16 protein-coding genes and 1 tRNA gene are annotated in these 19,852 nt (G+C 63.2%); 11 read left to right on the plus strand and 6 right to left on the minus strand.

All coding sequences use genetic code 11. The annotated features are described in order from the left end of the window. The first annotated feature begins 39 nt into the window (after nt 1-39). A complete protein-coding gene (locus P775_RS19365) occupies nt 40-669 on the plus strand; it encodes a queuosine precursor transporter (protein ID WP_099912532.1) in 630 nt (209 codons plus the stop codon). Between the two features lie 254 nt (nt 670-923). Beyond that, the gene (gene arfB, locus P775_RS19370; RefSeq protein WP_099912590.1) at nt 924-1,346 is read left to right on the plus strand and encodes an alternative ribosome rescue aminoacyl-tRNA hydrolase ArfB; all 423 of its coding nucleotides are present in this window, start codon (nt 924-926) and stop codon (nt 1,344-1,346) included. 293 nt (nt 1,347-1,639) lie between these two features. Here the strand turns inward: arfB and P775_RS19375 are convergent, their stop codons facing one another. From P775_RS19375 to P775_RS19385, 3 genes are all read right to left on the minus strand, one after another. Beyond that, nucleotides 1,640-4,288, minus strand: coding sequence for a DUF4175 domain-containing protein (locus P775_RS19375; protein WP_099912533.1), 2,649 nt, complete (start codon nt 4,286-4,288; stop codon nt 1,640-1,642). Nucleotides 4,289-4,324: 36 nt separating this feature from the next. After that, entirely contained in the window at nt 4,325-5,590 is a 1,266-nt protein-coding gene (gene lysA / locus P775_RS19380) for a diaminopimelate decarboxylase (RefSeq protein ID WP_099912534.1), read from the minus strand. 172 nt (nt 5,591-5,762) lie between these two features. Next, nucleotides 5,763-6,941, minus strand: coding sequence for an acetyl-CoA C-acyltransferase family protein (locus P775_RS19385; RefSeq protein ID WP_099912535.1), 1,179 nt, complete (start codon nt 6,939-6,941; stop codon nt 5,763-5,765). A 163-nt stretch (nt 6,942-7,104) separates the two neighbouring features. On the opposite strand from P775_RS19385, the gene P775_RS19390 reads away from it, so the two are divergent. From P775_RS19390 to tdh, 3 genes are all read left to right on the plus strand, one after another. Then, the gene (locus P775_RS19390; protein ID WP_099912536.1) at nt 7,105-7,413 is read left to right on the plus strand and encodes an EthD family reductase; all 309 of its coding nucleotides are present in this window, start codon (nt 7,105-7,107) and stop codon (nt 7,411-7,413) included. A 94-nt stretch (nt 7,414-7,507) separates the two neighbouring features. Then, entirely contained in the window at nt 7,508-8,692 is a 1,185-nt protein-coding gene (locus P775_RS19395; protein WP_099912537.1) for a glycine C-acetyltransferase, read from the plus strand. A gap of 1 nt (nt 8,693) precedes the next feature. Then, complete coding sequence (gene tdh, locus P775_RS19400) at nt 8,694-9,731, plus strand: L-threonine 3-dehydrogenase (protein ID WP_099912538.1); 1,038 nt, start codon at nt 8,694-8,696, stop codon at nt 9,729-9,731. A gap of 93 nt (nt 9,732-9,824) precedes the next feature. Here tdh and P775_RS19405 read toward each other — a convergent pair whose 3' ends face one another. Together P775_RS19405 and P775_RS19410 are read right to left on the minus strand one after the other, a co-directional pair. Continuing rightward, nucleotides 9,825-10,034 carry a hypothetical protein gene (locus P775_RS19405; protein WP_099912539.1) on the minus strand — a complete coding sequence of 70 codons (210 nt, stop codon included), beginning with the start codon at nt 10,032-10,034 and terminating at the stop codon, nt 9,825-9,827. 51 nt (nt 10,035-10,085) lie between these two features. Beyond that, nucleotides 10,086-11,447 (minus strand): mechanosensitive ion channel family protein, encoded by a 1,362-nt coding sequence (locus tag P775_RS19410; protein WP_099912540.1) that lies wholly within the window; start codon nt 11,445-11,447, stop codon nt 10,086-10,088. Between the two features lie 279 nt (nt 11,448-11,726). Between P775_RS19410 and leuC the strand changes: the two genes are divergently transcribed. The 6 genes from leuC to P775_RS19440 all read left to right on the plus strand — a co-directional run bounded on the left by leuC (nt 11,727) and on the right by P775_RS19440 (nt 17,504). Then, the gene (leuC, locus tag P775_RS19415; RefSeq protein ID WP_099912541.1) at nt 11,727-13,133 is read left to right on the plus strand and encodes a 3-isopropylmalate dehydratase large subunit; all 1,407 of its coding nucleotides are present in this window, start codon (nt 11,727-11,729) and stop codon (nt 13,131-13,133) included. A gap of 175 nt (nt 13,134-13,308) precedes the next feature. Next, nucleotides 13,309-13,914: a 3-isopropylmalate dehydratase small subunit gene (gene leuD / locus P775_RS19420; RefSeq protein ID WP_099912542.1), complete on the plus strand. Its 606-nt coding sequence runs from the start codon at nt 13,309-13,311 to the stop codon at nt 13,912-13,914. Between the two features lie 111 nt (nt 13,915-14,025). Beyond that, nucleotides 14,026-15,045: an endonuclease/exonuclease/phosphatase family protein gene (locus P775_RS19425; protein WP_180287508.1), complete on the plus strand. Its 1,020-nt coding sequence runs from the start codon at nt 14,026-14,028 to the stop codon at nt 15,043-15,045. Between the two features lie 97 nt (nt 15,046-15,142). Continuing rightward, the gene (gene leuB, locus P775_RS19430) at nt 15,143-16,252 is read left to right on the plus strand and encodes a 3-isopropylmalate dehydrogenase (RefSeq protein ID WP_099912543.1); all 1,110 of its coding nucleotides are present in this window, start codon (nt 15,143-15,145) and stop codon (nt 16,250-16,252) included. Nucleotides 16,253-16,416: 164 nt separating this feature from the next. Then, entirely contained in the window at nt 16,417-17,382 is a 966-nt protein-coding gene (locus P775_RS19435; RefSeq protein ID WP_099912592.1) for a DMT family transporter, read from the plus strand. A 45-nt stretch (nt 17,383-17,427) separates the two neighbouring features. Continuing rightward, nucleotides 17,428-17,504, plus strand: a tRNA-Pro gene (locus P775_RS19440). 388 nt (nt 17,505-17,892) lie between these two features. Here the strand turns inward: P775_RS19440 and P775_RS19445 are convergent. Continuing rightward, nucleotides 17,893-19,791 carry an AsmA family protein gene (locus P775_RS19445; RefSeq protein WP_099912544.1) on the minus strand — a complete coding sequence of 633 codons (1,899 nt, stop codon included), beginning with the start codon at nt 19,789-19,791 and terminating at the stop codon, nt 17,893-17,895. Nucleotides 19,792-19,852 lie beyond the last annotated feature (61 nt).

Raw genomic sequence — 19,852 nt, forward strand, 5'->3', positions numbered from 1 at the left:
GGGCCAAGTCCCCGCAACCTTGGAAAAACGGGCCATATCATGACACGTCATCACCTTCCGGGCATTCTGGCCATGGCGGCCGTTGTCCTTGCCTCCAACATCCTCGTGCAGTTCCTGTTCGGCAACTGGCTCACGTGGGGGGCCTTCACCTATCCCTTCGCCTTTCTCGTCACCGACCTCATGAACCGGATCTACGGCGCCAGCGCCGCCCGTCAGGTGGTTTTCGCCGGTTTCGTGGTCGGGATCATCTGTTCGCTGATCGGCACGCAGATCATGGGCGAATTCGGCCCGCTGGTCACATGGCGCATCGCCATCGGCTCGGGCGCCGCCTTCCTCACCGCCCAGATGCTGGACATCGCGATCTTTGACCGCCTGCGCAACGGCCCCTGGTGGCGCGCGCCGCTGGCCTCGACCCTCGTCGGCTCCTCCGTCGACACGGCGCTGTTCTTCACCATCGCCTTTTCGGGCGCGCTCACCTTCATCGAACCCTCTAACGATGTCTCTTGGGCGGGCGAGGCGCTGCCGCTGCTGGGCATCGGCCCGATGGTGCCGATGTGGGTGTCGCTTGCCGTCGCGGACTGGGGGGTCAAACTCAGCTTGGCGCTGATCGCTCTGATCCCTTTCCGGATGATCGTTTCCAAAGCATTGTCTGGAAAAATCCTGGCCTGAGGGCAAAAAACACTTTGCGATTCAAGCATCTCGTGCAACATTTTAAATATGTTCAACATATTGAAAGGAGGTGATCCAGTGTCGAGAGAAACATTGGAGAGAGGTGTCGGAACAGTTCGGAGGATCGCGCCCTAGGGCAGCCCCGTGGGTGTTATGACCGAATTGGTGTGCGCCTAACCGGCCCCACCTCCTCAATTCTCGAAGGGCCGCCCGAAGATCGGGTGGCCCTTTTTGACGATAAAATTGGACGGCGGATGTTACGGATCAACGACAGGATTTCGATCGAAGACTGGGAACTGACAGAGCAGTTCATGCGCGCCTCCGGCCCCGGCGGGCAGAACGTGAACAAGGTCTCCTCGGCTGTGGAACTGCGGTTCGAGGCAGAGCGTTCCCCGAACCTGCCGCCGCCGGTCAAGACGCGCCTGCGCAAACTGGCCGGGCGGCGCTGGTCCAAGGAAGGCGCGCTGGTGCTGCAGGTCGACGAAACCCGCAGTCAGGTGCGCAACCGCGAAATCGCCCGCGACCGTCTGACAGAGCTGATCCTGCAGGCCTGCGAAAAACCCAAACGGCGCATCCCGACCAAGCCGACACTGGGGTCAAAGAAACGCCGCCTCCTGGCGAAAAAGGTCCGGGGCGAGGTCAAGGCCCTGCGTGGCAAGGTCGAGGGTGAAAGCTGAGCCTGCACAGGTAAACGCCGTCCCTCCGTCCTGCTGATCCAACTCCCTCACCGCGTCGCTAGGTGAACTTGGATCGGATATGCGCGGCCTCTCCGTTTGCCCAAAGGCGAAATCCGATGCATTTTGTGTATACTCACGCATTTCGGGTTTGACCTGAGACAACGGGCATCGGATTTCGCGGTCGACCAAAGGAAAAGACAGCGCATATCCGATCCAAGTTTAACCCGAAACGCTGTCAAACCGGCAACGCTTTGGAACGCGACAGGCGGCAAACGCCCCCCGTCTTATCCTCCTCAGAACCGTTCAAGCAGACGTTCGAGATACTGCAACTCTTCGTCTGGTCGCTCGCCTTCGCCCGAGCGGCGGCGGATCTCGTCCAGCAGTTCCCGGGCGCGACGATAGACGTCTTCGCCCTGCAGCATCCCCTCTTCGGACCCGAGCTGGCCATTGCTGCCTGCGCTGCGCCCCAGCGGGTCGCTCTGCTGGCCCGGCTCCGTGCCTTCGGCGGTGCCTTGCTGGCCCTGATTCTGCTGTTGCTCCTGCGCCATCGCCTCACCCAGATTGCGCATGCCTTCACGCAGGGCCTCCATTGCTTCGGATTGCCTGTCGATCGCCTCGGCAAGGTCATTGCCGCGCAGGGCCTCTTCGGCGCCCTCCATGGCACCTTCGGCCCGGTCAAGCGCCTCACGCGCAGCGTCGCCTTCGGCAGTGCCCTGTCCGGGCAGGTTGCCGCGCTGGTTGTTCAGCTCGTCACGCAAGGCGCGCTGGCGCTGTGCCAGATCCTGCTGCAGCGACTGGCCGCCCTGTCCCGACTGGCCGCCCTGTCCCTGTTGCCCCTGCTGGCCTTGCGATCCCTGGCCCTGCTGCTGCCCTTGAGAGCCCTGTCCCTGCTGTTGCCCCTGACCCTGTTGCTGGCCCTGACCCTGTTGCTGGCCCTGTCCCTGCTGTTGTCCCTGCTGTTGCCCCTGACCCGGCTGTTGCCCCTGTTGCCCGGGGTTGAACTGCTCCTGCAGGTCGCGGAACGCCTGATCCGACAGACCCTGCTGTTCGCGCAGCGTCTCGGCCAGCCCGTCCATAGCCTGCTGGCCGGGCGATCCCTGGCCCTGACCTTGTCCTTGCGTCACGCGCATGTTTTCCATCATCTGCTGCAGCTCTTCCAGCGCCTGCTGCGCCTCGGCCATGCGGCCTTCTTCCATCAGCTGCTGGATGCGGTCCATCATCGCCTGCAGATCGCTCTGGGTCATTTGCATGCCCGGCTGGTTCTGCGACGTCTGCGACTCCGGGTTCTGCTCGGCTTCTCTCTGCTGCTCGGCGCTCAGCTGGCGCATGTAATCATCCGTCGCCTCGCGCAGCTCCTGCATCAGCTCGGCGATTTCCTGTTCGGATGCGCCGTTTTTCATCGCCTCGGACAGCCGCTCCTGCGCCCGTTGCAGCCGTTCGCGCGCATCGTCCAGATTGCCGTCTTCCAGCAGCAGCGCCAGATCCCACATGGCCGTGGCCAGCTCGGCCTGCTGATCGTCGTTCATGCCACGATCAGCAAAATTCTCCATCCGCCGCAGGATCGTCTTCAGCCGCAGATAATGCACGGCCGAACGAAAGATATCGTCGGGTTCATAAGACACGGCGCGCAGGATCTGAGCGATGTCACGGGCATTGTCGCGGTTCCACAGCAGCGCGCGTCGCTGTTCGACAATCGCCGCCGCCATGGGGTCAAAGAACCGCCGCCCGGGCAGGGTCATCACTTGGGGCACCGACTCGCCGCTCTGATCCGCCGCATCCAAGACCGAAAGCGAAATCGTGACCGGAAGGTTCGCCCAAGGGTGTTCCGAGAAATTCTCGATCAGCGTCTCGGTAAATTCGTGCCGGTCACCTGAAATCGGCATTGGCAGCGGCACCTCGATTGCGGCGCGCGGTTCCGGGTCGATACGCAGCCCATAGCGGCGCTCCACCTCGCCCAGCGCCAGCGTGATCCGGGCCGTGCCCGCAACCACGCCGTGATCATCCGTCGCGGCAAACGGGATCGACGTCTCGCCGTCATAGGTTGTCTCAATCTCGCCCTCACGCGTCACGGCAGGGGGGGCATCGGGTGTCATCATCACATCCCATAAGCGCCCGCCGGGGCCGTCAATGGACAGCGTGCCGGACTGCACGACGCCAAACTCCTGCGCCGTCTCGGGGTTGCCCTCCTCGGGCAGGGGCGTGCCCGACACGGTTTCGCGCACGCTCAGCGCACCAACCTCGCCATACATCCGCAGCGTGATGCGCGCGCCCTGGGGCACGCTCAGCGCAGCATCGGTGATGTCGTTCAGATAGACCGTTGGCAGGCGGGTGTATCCCGGCGGCTCCATCCAGCCTTCCCATGTGGGACCAGCGGCCAGCGCGCTGCCCCCCGGCCCCATGCCGCTGACGGACTGCACCCGCAGAACCGACCCGAACAGCAGCGCCACAAACAGCGCCAGCAGCGCCACATAACGCAGGGCAAAGGGGTCGTTGCGCGACACCCGCAGATCCGGCTGCACGGCCTTGGCCTCGGCCAGCCGCGCCCGCATGCGCGCCTGATGCGCCCGCCACACCGCAAGCGAGGCCGCATCGCTGCCGCCAATCGCCTGAGTGTCCAGCGCACTCTGGATCGGATTGCCGCGCATGGTGGCGTCAAGCCGCGCCAGCGCGCCCTCGCGCGTCGGCATCTCGAACCGCCGCGTGCCCCAGATCAGGGCCGCCAGCGCCGCAAGACCCAGAACGGCACCCGCCGCCCAGACCACCTCGACCCGCACCAGATCCTGCAGGCCCAGCATGAGCGCCGCCAGCGCCACAAAGACCACCGACCACAGCGGCCAGAACGTCCGCACCGCCCGTTCCGCCACCATGCCCGCACGGGTCAGCCGCAGCGGGCGCCGCAGCACCTTGAAGATCTCGGGGGGCAGTGTGTCGGGTGACGCCATGGGCCGCTCCTGCAGGTCAGCTGCCGGGACGATACCCTACAGCCATTCAGGGATGGTATCGCGGGAAATCATTTCGTCAAAGCTTGGCCGCGCCCGAATGACCGCAAAGTGATCACCTTTCACCAGAACCTCGGGCACCAGGGGCCGCGTGTTGTATTCCGACGCCATCACGGCCCCATATGCGCCGGCCGAGCGAAACGCGACCAACTCACCTGCCTGTAATTTGGGCATCATCCGCCCCTTGGCAAAGGTATCGCCGGATTCGCAGACCGGCCCGACGATGTCATAGGGCACCTGTTCGCAGCCCGCCTCGGGCTCGACCACCGGCACGATGTCATGCCAGGCGTCATACATGGCCGGACGGATCAGATCGTTCATCGCGCCGTCAAGGATCAGAAACTCGCGCCCCTCCCCCTGCTTGACATAGATCACCTCACTGACAAGCAGCCCGGCATTGCCCGCAATCAGCCGCCCCGGCTCGATCTCGATCTCGCAGCCCAAATGCCCGACCGTGCGCCGGATCAGCGCGCCATAGTCATTGGGCACTGGCGGCGCCTCGTTCGAGCGCACATAAGGAATGCCCAGACCCCCGCCCAGATCCAGCCGACGGATGGTGTGGCCATCGGCGCGCAGCTGTTCGGTCAACTCGGCCACTTTCAGATAGGCCGCCTCGAACGGCGCCAGATCGGTCAGCTGCGATCCGATATGCACGTCGATCCCGATCACCTCGATGCCGGGCAGGGCGGCCGCCTCGGCATAGACCGCGCGCGCCTTGGCAATGGGAATGCCGAACTTGTTCTCGGATTTTCCGGTGGCGATCTTGGCATGGGTCTTGGCATCCACATCCGGGTTCACCCGGATGGTGATCGGCGCAACCTTGCCCATCTCCACCGCCACCTGCGACAGCACCACCATCTCCGGCTCGCTCTCGACATTGAACTGTCGGATGCCGCCCTCCAGCGCCATGGCAATCTCGGCCCGGGTCTTGCCGACACCGGAAAACACGATCCGCTCGCCCGGCACGCCGGCGGCCTTGGCACGGGCATATTCCCCGCCCGACACCACATCCATCCCGGCGCCAAGCGCTGCCAGCGTCTTCAGGATCGCCTGATTGCTCGCCGCCTTCATCGCATAACAGACCAGATGGTCCATGCCCGCCAGCGCCTCGTCGAACAGCCGGAAATGCCGCTCCAGCGTCGCGGTGGAATAGACATAGAACGGAGTCCCCACCGCCGCCGCGATCTCGCTCATGGCAACATCCTCGGCAAACAACACGCCGTCGCGATATAGAAAATGGTCCATGCCGGCCTCCGTAACTGACGATAACGCCCTTACTGCAGCGCGCCCCTTACGACCACCCCGAAAAACCAAAGCCCCCGCATCACCTGTCCCCAAATATCCCGGGGAGTCTGAGGGGCTGGCCCCTCAGTCCGGCGGTGCCACAGGCACCGCAACCACAGGCCGGGTGCAACCGTCACACCCGCTCAATCGCCAGCGCGATCCCCTGACCACCGCCGATGCACATGGTGATCAGCGCGCGCCGCCCGCCCGTCCGCTCCAGCTCATACAGCGCCTTGACCGTCAGGATCGCCCCGGTCGCGCCCACCGGATGCCCGAGCGCAATCGCGCCGCCATTGGGGTTCACGCGCGCGCCGTCCAGCCCCAGCACCTTGTTCACCGCCAGCGCCTGCGCGGCAAAGGCCTCGTTGCTCTCGATCACATCGAAATCGCCAGCAGACAGCCCGGTCTTGTCCAGCAGCTTTTGCACCGCCGGCACCGGGCCGATGCCCATCACCTCGGGACGCACCCCGGCATGGGCATAGCCCAGCACCCGCGCCCGCGGTGTCAGACCGGCAGCCTCCGCTGCGCCCGCCCGCGCCAGCACCAGCGCCGCCGCCCCGTCATTGATCCCGCTGGCATTGCCCGCCGTCACACTGCCGTCCTTCTGGAACACCGCGCGCAACCCGGCCAGCGCCTCGGCGCTTGTGGCCTTCGGGTGCTCATCCACCTCGAAGGCCACCATATCCCGCTTCACGCGCACCTCGACCGGCACGATCTGATCGCGGAACCGCCCCTGGGCAATCGCCTCTGCCGCCCGCTGCTGGCTCATCAGGGCAAAGCCATCCTGCGCCTCCCGACTGATGCCATGCTCGGCGGCGACATTCTCTGCCGTCACCCCCATATGCCCGGTGCCGAACGGACAGTTCAGCGCGCCCAGCATCATGTCGAGCGTCCGGATATCCCCCATCTTCGCCCCCCAGCGCTGATCCGGAATGATGAACGGGCTGCGCGACATGCACTCGGCCCCGCCGGCCAGCGCAAATTCCGCATCGCCCAGCATCAGCGACTGCACCGCCGACACAATCGCCTGCGCGCCCGACCCGCACAGCCGGTTGACGTTCATCGCCGGCACGCTGTCGGGAATGCCGGCCTCCATCGCGGCCACGCGGCTCAGATACATGTCGCGCGGTTCGGTGTTGATCACATGGCCAAACACCACATGCCCGATCTGCCCGCCTTCGACCCCTGCGCGTTCCAGCGCCGCGCGGGCCACAATGGCCCCCAGCGCAATGGGCGGTGTGGCGGCCAGCGCGCCGCCAAAGGTGCCGATGGCGGTGCGCGCGCCGCTCAGGATAACGATATCGTCTGACATGGGGTCCTCCTCCTTGGATCTCGGGCCAACTATGCGCAGCCGCAATCCCCGTGTCAGCCGCGACGTTTCGTCAGAACCACCGCCGCCAGAATCCGGATGCCCTCGCGCAGAGCTGTGCTAGGCTCCCTCCACCTAGCCCCGCAGCACTTCAGAAAGGCGCGTCATGAGTATTTCGCTTCAGGTCCTCTATCCCACCACGAATGGCACCCATTTTGACTATGACTATTATCTCGAAAGCCACATGCCGATGGTCGCAACCCACATGGGCGCCTACATCTCGCAGACGCTGGTGACCAAGGGGCTGGCGGGCGGGCCGGATACGCCTGCGGCGCATTATGCCATTGCCACGATGGTCTTTGCCGATCAGGTTGCCATGGACGCCGCGATGGAAAATGCCGGTCCCGTCCTCGAGGATATTGTGAATTTCACCGACACCACCCCCCAGATGTTGATTGGCGAGGTCGTGGTCTGACGCGGTCGCGCGGAACGCCGCCACCGGTGTTCCGCGTGTCGCATTCCCGCATCCGGTCCTGTATATGTCGCCGTAACAGAACCCGGAGGCACCGATGACACAGGCATTCCTGACCCAGATCAAAGACACCCTTGCCGAGATCGAGGCAGACGGCCTGCGCAAGGTCGAACGCCCGCTGACCTCGCCCCAGGGCGCGCATATCACCGTGGGCGGGCGCGGCATGCTCAACCTCTGCGCCAACAACTACCTTGGCCTTGCCGATCACCCCCGGCTGATCGCCGCCGCCAAGGCCGCGATGGACACCCTCGGTTACGGCATGGCCTCGGTTCGCTTTATCTGCGGCACGCAGGATCTGCACCGCGAGCTGGAACAGAAGCTCGCCGCCTTTCTGGGCAAGGAGGATTCCATCCTCTTTGCCGCCTGTTTCGACGCCAATGCCGCCGTCTTTGAACCGCTTCTCGGCCCCGAGGATGCGATCATCTCGGACAGCCTCAATCATGCCTCGATCATCGACGGCGTGCGCCTGTGCAAGGCCAAGCGCTATCGCTACGCCAATGCCGATATGGACGACCTTGAGGCGCAGCTGAAGCAGGCCCGCGCCGATGGGGCCCGCCACATCATGATCGCCACCGACGGCGTGTTCAGCATGGATGGCTTCCTCGCCCCGCTGCCGGACATCACCGCGCTGGCCGCAAAATATGACGCGCTGACCATGGTCGATGACTGCCACGCCACCGGCTTCATGGGCGCCACGGGGGCCGGCACACCCGAACATTTCGGCGTTGATGTGGACATCCTGACCGGCACGCTGGGCAAGGCGCTGGGTGGTGCCGTCGGCGGCTATATCGCTGGCCCCCAGCCGGTGATCGACCTGCTGCGCCAACGCGCGCGTCCCTACCTCTTCTCCAACGCCCTGCCGCCCGCCGTGGTCGCCGCCGGGATCGAGGTGCTCGATCTGGTGAAAAACGGCGACACGCTGCGCGCCAACCTTTTCGAGAACGCCCGCTACTGGCGTGCCGGGCTGGAAAAGCTGGGCTTTGATGTCCTCCCGGGCGAACACCCGATCATCCCCGTGATGACGCACGAGGCGCGTCTGGCGCAGGACATGGCCAACGGGCTGTTTGACGAAGGCGTCTATGTCTCTGGTTTCTTCTTTCCGGTGGTGCCCAAGGGGCGCGCCCGGATCCGCACGCAGATGAACGCGGCGCTGAGCCGCGACGATCTGGACACCGCGCTGACGGCCTTTGGCACGGTCGGCAAAGCCCTTGGAGTGATCTGAAATGCACAATGATATGAAGGCACTGGTCAAGGCCGAAGCGGCCGAGGGCCTCTGGATGCAGAGCGCCCCGGTGCCTGAAATCGGCCCCGATGATGTGCTGATCCGCATCAACAAGACCGGGATCTGCGGCACCGATGTGCATATCTGGAACTGGGATGATTGGGCGCAGCGCACCGTGCCCGTGCCGCTGATCACCGGCCATGAATTCGCCGGTGAAATCGTCGAACTGGGCCGCAATGTGGACGGTCTGGAACTGGGCCAGCGTTGCTCGGGCGAGGGGCATCTGATCGGCAAGAAATCCCGGCAGAGCCGTGCCGGCAAATTCCACCTCGACCCTGCCACACGCGGCATCGGTGTGAACGAACAGGGCGCGTTTGCGGAATATCTGCGCCTGCCGGCCTTTAACGTCGTGCCGCTGCCCGATGCCATCGATGACGAAATCGGCGCGATCCTCGACCCCCTCGGCAATGCGGTCCACACCGCGCTCAGCTTTGATCTGGTGGGCGAGGATGTTCTGATCACCGGCGCCGGACCCATCGGCATCATGGCCGCCGCCGTCGCGCGGCACGTGGGCGCGCGCCATGTGGTCATAACGGATGTGAACCAGTCGCGGCTGGACCTCGCCGCGCAGGTCACCGATGTGACCCCGGTCAATGTCACGACCGAGGATCTGAACGACGTGAAAACCCGGCTCAGGATGAAAGAGGGCTTTGATGTCGGGCTTGAAATGTCCGGCAGCCAGCAGGCGCTTGATCAGATGGTCGAGGCGCTGGTGATGGGGGGCCGCATCGCCCTGCTTGGCATCCCCCCGGGCAAATCCCCCGTGGACTGGAGCCGTATCGTCTTCAAGGCGATCACCCTCAAGGGCGTTTATGGCCGCGAGATATTTGAGACGTGGTACAAGATGATCGCCATGCTGGAAAACGGTCTGGACGTGCGCCGCGTCATCACCCACCGCTTTGGTGTCGATGATTTCGCCGAAGGCTTTGCCGCCATGCGCGCAGGCACCAGCGGCAAGGTGGTGCTGAACTGGCGCTAAGGCCTGTCGCTTTCCTGTACCGTCATCCGCCAGCTCAAGGCATCTGAAAATGCGCTCGGGCCGGCGGATAACTGGGCGGCTCTGACCAGATCGCTAAACCCGGCGGTCCACCCGAATGGGCCGCTTGGGGTCTGGTGCAACAGGCACCGGCGGCGCGAATTGCTTTTTCATCCGCATCATCAGCGTCTTGCCCAGACGCGGCAGCACGCGGCGAAGGATGATCCTGCCGCGTCGCTGCAACGCCACCACAAAGGGCATCATGCTGTCGGGCAGGGGGAGAAGGGGTGTGTTCTGGTGTGTCATGACGACATGATTAACCGCGATTCCCTTTCCATCCGATGAAAGCTCACAGCCTCAGTCCGGTAAATCGGTCCGCTCTGCCGATTTCATGGTCCTCAGGCTGGACCCCTCCAGCATCTTCACCTCGCGCTGCGGAAAGGGGATGGAAATGCCGTTTTCCTGAAACGCATCCCACAGCGCCAGATAGACATCGCCGCGAATGTTGGTCAGCCCGCCGGTCGGATCGCTGATCCAGAACCGCAGGATATAATCGAGCGAGGAATCGCCGAACCCCACAATATGACAGACCGGGGGCTTAAAATTCAGCACCCGCGTCACCCCGACAGCGGCATCGATGGCGATGCGGCGCACCTTGTGCGGATCATTCTGATAGGCGGTGCCGAAAAAGATATCCAGCCGCACAAAGTCGTTGGAATGCGACCAGTTCACCACCTGCCCGGTGATCAGATCCTCGTTCGGGATCAGGTATTCCTTGCCGTCGCGCGTGACGACCGACACATAGCGCGCGCCCAGTGACTGGATCCAGCCGAACGTCTCGCCCAGGGAAATCACATCCCCCGGCTTGATGGATTTATCCAGCAGGATGATGATTCCGGACACAAGGTTCGACACCACCTTCTGCAGGCCGAACCCAAGCCCCACGCCGATCGCGCCCGACAAAACCGCAAGCCCGGTCAGATCCACCCCGACCAGCTTCAGCCCGAAAAAGAACGCCGTGCCATACAGCACGACCTGCAGGAACTTGATCGCCAAGACCTGCATCGACGGCGAAATTTCGTCGTTGCGCCGGATGCGGGCCGAACTTGTGGTCGCCAGAAACCGCGCGACAAAGATCAGCAATCCCAGTGTCACCATCGCCTGCAGCAGCAGCCACAGCGACAGGCGCGTGCTGCCCACCGTCATGGCGAAATTGTCCAGCACGTTGCGGGCCTCGGATGTCAGCCCCAGAATCGACAGCGTGACCCAGGCCCAGGCGCCATAGCGCACCAGCGCACGCACAAAGCCGTTGATGATCAGCCGGGTGGCAAAGGCGATGAACAGCCAGGCACTGGCCAGTTGCGCAATGACTTCAAGCAGATAGGACCGCGACGGCCAGGTCACATCCTGCATCACCGCAACAACTGTCCAGATCAGCAGCACGAACAGGATCGTGCGGAACCGCCGGTGCATGATGACCAGCGCGCGCATCTGCCACTTGGGCCAGCCCTCCAGCCCGCGCATCCAGTCATAGATCCGCGGCTTCAGCACCCCGGCCAGCACATGCGCCGCGGCAAAGATCGCAAGCGCAATGATCAGCTGATAGGCGTTCCAGGGCCGCATCAGCCCGCTCAGGAACAGCAGGCTGCGCTCCAGCAGCCCGACGGCAATTTCCTGCACCTGATCAAGCGGCAGCTGGCTCAGCTCATCAGGGGTCATGCGGTGTCCTGCAGTTCATCGCCTCAGCGTTGCACCAAGACGCAGGCCAAGGCAAGCTTTCAGCAAATCGCCCCCCAACCCCGCACTTGATAGACTCAGGCGAAAGGGATATCTCCGCCGCCATGACACTGGTGTTCGACCTTGATGACCGCGCGCGCCTGCGCGAACGCTTTTTCGGCGCCACGCACACTGTGCTGGCCCGACTATAAGCCTGCGCGCCTACGGGTGCCCGCCTGCCTGACCATTCAACACAGCATTTATCCAAAGGGAGTGGACCCAATGTCCCCCAAAACGCTCTATGACAAGATCTGGGATGCCCATGTCGCGCACGAAGCCGACGATGGCACCTGCCTGCTCTATATCGACCGCCATCTCGTTCACGAAGTGACCAGCCCTCAGGCCTTTGAAGGCCTGCGCATGACCGGCCGCACCGTCCGCGCGCCGGATAAAACCATTGCCGTGCCGGATCACAACGTGCCGACCACGCTCGACCGCGCCTCGGGCATCATCGAGAATGAAGAAAGCCGCATCCAGCTCGACGCGCTTGACAAGAACGCCAAGGATTTCGGGGTGCATTACTATCCCGTCTCCGACGTGCGTCAGGGCATCGTGCACATCGTCGGCCCGGAACAGGGCTGGACCCTGCCCGGCATGACCGTGGTCTGCGGTGACAGCCACACCGCCACGCACGGCGCCTTTGGCGCACTTGCCCACGGCATCGGCACGTCCGAGGTGGAACACGTCCTTGCCACCCAGACGCTGATCCAGCGCAAGGGCAAGAACATGAAGGTCGAAATCACCGGCAAACTCGCGCCTGGCGTCACGGCCAAGGACATCACCCTGTCCGTGATCGGCAAGACCGGCACCGCCGGCGGCACCGGCTATGTCATCGAATATTGCGGCGAAGCGATCCGTGATCTGAGCATGGAAGGCCGCATGACCGTCTGCAACATGGCGATCGAGGGCGGTGCACGCGCCGGCCTGATCGCGCCGGATGAAAAGACCTATGCCTATGTCATGGGCCGCCCCCACGCGCCGAAAGCGGCACAGTGGGAGGCCGCGATGGCCTGGTGGAAAACCCTCTATTCCGATGACGATGCCCATTGGGACAAGGTTGTGACAATTGCGGGCGAAGACATCGCTCCCGTCGTCACCTGGGGCACCTCGCCCGAGGATGTTCTGCCGATCACCGCAAACGTCCCCGCCGCCGACAGCTTTACCGGCGGCAAGGTCGACGCCGCCAAACGCTCGCTCGAATACATGGGCCTGACCGCCGGCATGGCGCTGTCCGATATCAAGATCGACACCGTCTTCATCGGCTCCTGCACCAATGGCCGGATCGAGGATCTGCGCGCCGCGGCCGCCATCCTCAAGGGCAAAAAGATCAAGGACGGCATGCGCGCCATGGTTGTCCCCGGTTCGGGCCTTGTCCGTGCGCAGGCCGAGGAAGAAGGCCTTGCGGATATCTTTATCGAGGCAGGCTTTGAATGGCGCATGGCCGGCTGTTCCATGTGTCTGGCGATGAACCCCGATCAGCTCGCCCCCGGCGAACGCTGCGCGGCGACGTCGAACCGCAACTTCGAGGGCCGTCAGGGCCGTGGTGGCCGCACCCACCTCATGTCGCCCGCCATGGCGGCGGCGGCGGCGGTGACCGGCCACCTGACCGATGTGCGCGACATGATGTGACGGGCCGGGCGGGGGTCCTGCGCCCCCGCCCGCCGCACAGTCCACCGCACAACCGCCCAGAATTGACGTTAACCACAGGGTCCCAGTCGAAGCACGGCAGCAAGATACCAGCCATACGGTTTCCATACGCAAACCATACGCTTCCCAGCCCCGCCAAAAGTGTCAGGAGACACCCATGGAAAAGTTCGACAAACTCAGCGGCATCGCCGCCCCGCTCCCGATCATCAACGTCGATACCGACATGATCATCCCCAAGCAGTTCCTGAAAACGATCAAGCGTTCGGGCCTTGGCGTGAACCTGTTTGACGAGATGCGTTATGACGACGACCGCAACGAAATCCCCGATTTCGTGCTGAACAAACCCCAGTACCGCGACACGCAAATCCTTGTGGCTGGTGACAATTTCGGCTGCGGCTCGTCCCGCGAACACGCTCCGTGGGCGATCAAGGATTTCGGCATTTCCTGCGTCATCGCGCCCAGCTTTGCCGACATCTTCTACAACAACTGCTTCAAGAACGGCATCCTGCCCATCGCCCTGCCGCAGGAGCAGATCGACCTTCTGATGAAGGACGCCGAAAAGGGGTCCAACGCCCGGATGGAGATTGATCTTGAGGCGCAGACCATCACCACCTCCGATGGTGACGTGCTGACATTCGACGTTGATGCGTTCAAAAAGCACTGCCTTATGAATGGCTTGGACGATATCGGCCTGACCATGGAAAAGGCCGCCGCCATCGACACCTTCGAGGCCGCCGCCGCCCAGTCCCGCCCCTGGGTCTGACCCTTTCCCCCGTCGCATCGACGTGATGCGGCGGGGATTAACCCGTTGTTAGCCAGCATCGGGTGATGATTGCCGGGACAGGGGCCTTTACCCCGCTCCAGAGACGGCAAAATGCGCGCGCACCATCGTATTTTATTTATCGGAGTCCTCACCCGCTGCCTCGCCGCGCTGATTTTCCTCGCCTTTTTCCCGGCCACCACCGCCCGCGCCGATACCCTGCGCATTGCCACATGGCATGCCGACCTCAGCCGCAAGGGCCCCGGCCTGCTCCTGCGCGATATCCTCGCCGAAAAAGACCCCGACATCGCCGCGATCCTTGCGGGCATCACGCGCCTGAACGCCGACTTCCTGTTGCTCAGCGATTTCGACTACGACCTCGACCTGCAGACGCTCACCGCGCTGCGCGACCGGCTGGCCCGCGATGGCCCCTCTTATCCGCACCTCTTCGCCCTCCGTCCCAATACCGGAATCGGCACGGGCCTTGATCTTGACGGTGACGGGCGTCTGGGTGGGCCGGGCGATGCGCAGGGGTTCGGCTATTTCAACGGGCAGGGCGGGCTCGCCATCCTCTCCCGCCTGCCGATCAACGAGGGCGCAGTCACCGATCTCAGCGGCCTGCTCTGGCGTGATCTGCCCGACAGCCGCATGGCCCCAGGCGACCCCGGTGCCGATATTCAACGCCTCTCAACCTCGGGGCATTGGGATGTTCCCGTGATGCTGAGTCAAGTTAAATCATTGAATATATTAGTATTTCATGCGACTCCGCCAGTTTTCGACGGCCCCGAAGACCGCAACGGGCGGCGCAACGCGGATGAACTCATGCTGTGGCAGAAATACCTGAACGGCGCCCTGCCGCAGCCCCCGCCGACGCAGAATTACATCCTCCTCGGCAATGCCAACCTCGACCCCAGACGCGGCGATGGCCTCACCACCGTCATGCAGGCCTTTCTGCGCGATCCCCGCTTTCAGGACCCCGCCCCGGACACCGACACCGCCCTGTGGCCGGAAACCGGACCCATGCGCGTCAGCTATGCGCTGCCCTCGGCGGATCTGACCGTGCTTGCGGCGGGGCAGGGGGATCCCGTCGGCGCGCACCGGCCTGTCTGGGTCGATATTACCGTGCCGCCCTGATCCATCAAACGTCCTGAAAAACACGGCATTTCTTGACGATCCGCCGCCACGGCGCTACGCGGTGGGGCATCCGCATGTGACCAAAGGACACCCTGACATGAGCAACCCCTCGCTTCTTATCCTGCCCGGTGACGGGATCGGCCCCGAAGTCATGGCCGAAGTGCGCAAGATCATCGACTGGTACGGTGCCAAGCGTGATCTCGCCTTTGACGTGAGCGAGGATCTGGTCGGTGGCTGCGCCTATGACAAGCACGGAACGCCCCTGCACGACGACACCATGGCCAAGGCGCAAGAGGTCGATGCCGTCCTGCTCGGCGCCGTGGGCGGCCCGAAATACGACACCCTCGATTTCTCCGTGAAACCCGAACGCGGGTTGCTGCGCCTGCGCAAGGAAATGGACCTTTATGCCAACCTGCGCCCGGCCCAATGCTTTGATGCGCTTGCAGATTTCTCTTCGCTGAAAAAGCATGTCGTGGCCGGCCTCGACATCATGATCATCCGCGAACTGACGAGCGGCGTCTACTTTGGCGAACCGCGCGGCATCTTCAAGGAAGGCAACGAACGCGTCGGCATCAACACCCAGCGCTATACCGAATCCGAGATCGAGCGTGTCGCGCGCTCGGGTTTCGAGATGGCCCGCAAGCGCGGCAACAAGCTGTGCTCGATGGAAAAGGCCAACGTGATGGAATCCGGCGTGCTCTGGCGCGAAGTGGTCCAGCGCATCGGCGATACCGAATATCCCGATGTGGAACTGTCGCACATGTACGCCGATGCCGGCGCCATGCAGCTCACCCGCTGGCCCAAGCAGTTCGATGTCATCGTCACCGACAACCTGTTCGGCGACCTGCTGTCCGACCTTGCCGCCATGCTCACAGGCTCGCTTGGCATGCTGCCTTCGGCCTCGCTTGGGGCTCCTATGGCAAACGGTCGTCCCAAGGCGCTCTACGAGCCCGTACACGGCTCTGCGCCTGACATCGCGGGTCAGGGCAAGGCGAACCCCATCGCCTGCATCCTCAGCTTTGCCATGGCGCTGCGCTACTCCTTTGACAAAGGTGACGAGGCGACCCGCCTTGAAAAAGCTGTGGAAAAGGTTCTGGCCGACGGCTACCGCACTGCGGATCTGCTGGGCGAAGAGGGCCGCAGCCCGGTCTCGACCTCACAAATGGGCGATGCGGTGATTGCGGCGCTGGACGCCAGCCTGACCTGATCCACAACGCCCCCTACACTGACACTTCAAAGCCCCCGCAAGGGGGCTTTTTTGTTGCAATCAATTCTTTTGAAAGAAGAGATGCGTTTATTGCCCTTGTTCCCGCCGGACTTGCGGGGTTAGCAAAGTCCCTGTTGGCGCAAACACGAAAGAGGGAGGCGATGATGAGTCCGAATATAAAGGGCGCGCTCCTGTCGCTTATGTCCTTCGGGATTTATGCCACCCATGATGTGATCGTCAAAACGCTGGGCGCCGCTTACAGCCCGTTTCAGATCGTATTCTTCAGCGTGCTGTTCAGCTTTCCGCTCGCGATGGTCCTGCTGATCCGCGACACCGAACCGGGCCACCTGCGCCCCATCCATCCCTGGTGGACCGCCCTGCGCACCGTGTCTGCGGTGACCACGGGGGCGTCCGCCTTTTATGCCTTTTCCAATCTGCCGCTGGCGCAGGTCTATGCGATCCTGTTCGCCGCACCCCTGCTCATCACCATCCTGTCGATCCCTATCCTGGGCGAACGGGTGCGTCTGCGCCGCTGGATGGCGGTGATCGTGGGCCTGTGCGGCGTGCTTGTGGTGCTGCGTCCGGGGGCAACCGAACTTGGGGCGGGGCATCTGGCGGCGCTGGTGGCGGCCTTTTGCTCGGCCCTTGCCTCGATCATCGTGCGCAAGATCGGAAACGAGGAACGCCCCGTCGTGCTGGTGCTCTATCCGATGCTGACCAACTTTCTGGTGATGGGCGCGCTCACCGCCTTTGTCTATGTGCCCATGCCGCTGGATCATCTGGCGCTGAACGCCACGATGGCGGTGCTTGGCTTCACCGCGTCGGTCATCATCATCTATGCCTACAAGGCCGCCGAGGCGGTGATTGTCGCCCCGATGCAGTATTCCCAGATCCTGTGGGCGACGGTCTTTGGCGTCCTGCTGTTTGATGAAATCCCCGATGCGCTGACCCTCGTGGGCGCGGGAATCATCATCGCCAGCGGGGTCTACATCGTCCTGCGCGAAGGGGTGGCGGACACCTCGGAAAACACGCCGGTGCTGCAAAACCGCAGCCGGTTCGAAACGGGGATGATCCCGCGCATCAGCCTGCTTTTACGTCTGCGCAAAGACAAGCGACCGAATGCGTCATGACCCCTTGCCAAAGGGCGCGCGACGGGCTATCCCGCCCGCCACGGTCGGAGTGTAGCGCAGCCTGGTAGCGCACCTGCTTCGGGAGCAGGGGGTCGGAGGTTCGAATCCTCTCACTCCGACCAATTTCCCCACGATACTCTGCAGATAGCCCCGCCTTTGCGGCCAGCGGGCCTGTATGTGACACCTGCGCGCCACCCGGCCAGCGCTGCAAAAACGCCCCCTTATTTTTGATGAGCCCCGCAAACCACAAAAGGATGTCCGTTGTGTCGCGCGCGGTCTGACCCCTGCATTTTCGGGTGCCGTCAAAGGCCGCTCTTCTGTCAAAAAATGCCACCGCGCGGTGTGTTGAATCTTGGTTCATGCGTTTTTGGTTTAACCTGAGACGAACAGCACAGGATTTTATGTTCGACCAACGGAAAAGATCGCGAACATCTGACCAAAACCCGAAACGCTCTGACCACGCCTATCCATCTTGCTTAGGCTGCGGTGAAACGCTCAAGGATCAGCGATTCACCGATCCAGCAGTTGCATCAGGCCTTTCGCCGCCTCACCGCGCAGCTTGTCGCGAATGGCGTCTTCGACCGACTGACCTTCGTCCACGGAAACACCCAGACTGTCCTGCAGCGCCTTGTTCACCTTGTCACGCGCTTCGCGTTCAAGCTGCTGTTTTTCTTCGGAAAAATTCGCCTCGATGGCCGCATCCAGATCGGCACTGATCTTTGTGTCCGACCAAGGCCCCTTGACCCGCACCGGCACTGACAGGCCCCGCCCGTTGCGTGCCTCGGCAGAGGTCCCCGTCACAAGGTAATCCAGCGACTGCGCCCCCAGATCGACCTTGCCTGCACCTGACGCGGCCAGAACCGGCAGATCCAGCACAAGGTCGTCGTTGCGCAAAACGCCGTTTTCGATCGCAAAGCTGGCGGTCATATCGTCAAACACCGTGGTGCCGGATCCCGGCAGCCCGCCGCGGAACACCGCATCCAGATCCATCCCGGAAATCACCCCCGGCCCGGCACGCAGGCTGCCGTTTCCGGAAAGAGAGCGGACGATCGCATCCACCGATTGCCCGGACCCCAGAAACTGCAGCTGCGCATCCGCCTTGCCGGTGAATTTCTTGACGTCGGCGGCATCCTCCAGCAGATCACGCAGCTCCATCCCCTCCGCTTTCAGCGTCCCGCCAACCGACAGGCCAGCACGGTTGTTCGCGATGAACTGACCGCTCAGAATGCCCTGATACCCTTGCATTTTCTCGATATCGAACACCGCTCGAGACTGATCGACCGTCATGCGTGCAAGGCTCTGGCCAAACCGGAATCCCCCGACGACAAGCCGGTCCAGCTCAACCGTGATATCCCCGTCAAACGTGCCCAGAGCAGAGGCATCCAGCCTGTCCGTCGGCCATCCGCTGGCGCTTTGTGCCCCATCGACACCGGCGAATGTCGGCAACTCCAGCGTCTCCCCCCGGATTTGTGCCGAAATGTGTGGCACGTCGCCGGGCCGAATATCTGCCGAAACGGACAGGCGGTTCTGATCCAGCGTCAGATCCCCCTCGCGCAGCGACAAGCTGCCATCCTGCGCTAGTGCGATTTGCGTGGTGGCCGACAGACTCTGGCCAAGACCTTCTGGCAGAACAACACTCGGCTGCCCCAGCGCGGACAGGAACTGCTCCGTGTTGCTCAGAGCCAGGTTCAGGCGGCCCGTTGCCTCCATCGCCATCCCGGCCTGCCCCTCAAAGCGCCCCGTTCCGCCCAATGTGCTCAGTTCCAGATCCATGCCGGACACGGCCCCCGTCAGGAACGCCACCGGCGACTCGATCTGTGCCGTGACGGCGACTGGTTCTGCGGCCGGGCTGAACCCGGCCTTCAATGTCGCAGGCCCGCCGCGATCCGGCCAGGCCAGCGTCAGTTCAAGATTGCGGATTTCGACGGGCGTTTGCCCGGCGGCCAGATAACGCAGCCCGCCGCCCGTAATGGAAAGCGCGTCCAGCGAAAAGTCCGGCAGGGACGCTGATGCGTCACCGCCAGTGTCCGCGCCCAGATCCCAGTTGACTGCGCCGTCGCCGTTGCGTTGCAAAAGGATGGTCGGCGCTATGACCCGTATCGAGCGAAAGCGCAGATTTCCGCTCAGCACGGACAGGGGTTCAACCCCGATCTCTGCCCGATCTGCGGTCAGCATCGCACCCGCATCGGACCAGTCGGCATTGGCGATACGGATCCCCCCGGCATCAATGCCAAGCACCGGCCAGAAGGATACAGAGACATCCCCAAGGCTGACATCCCGGCCAATTTGCGCGCTCAGCTGATCCGCCGCGATCCGTCCCAGCCGTTCGGCAGGCAGGAAGAGAAGAGAGGCAAAAGCGACGCCTAGAATGAACACGAATAGTCCAAGGATTTTCCAGATCACACGCATCTCTCGACCTCCTGTCGCATCGCTCCATTCGTATCTTCTGCTGCGCAGCACGCAAGGGGGT

Source organism: Puniceibacterium antarcticum, from assembly GCF_002760615.1.
GTDB lineage: Bacteria > Pseudomonadota > Alphaproteobacteria > Rhodobacterales > Rhodobacteraceae > Puniceibacterium > Puniceibacterium antarcticum.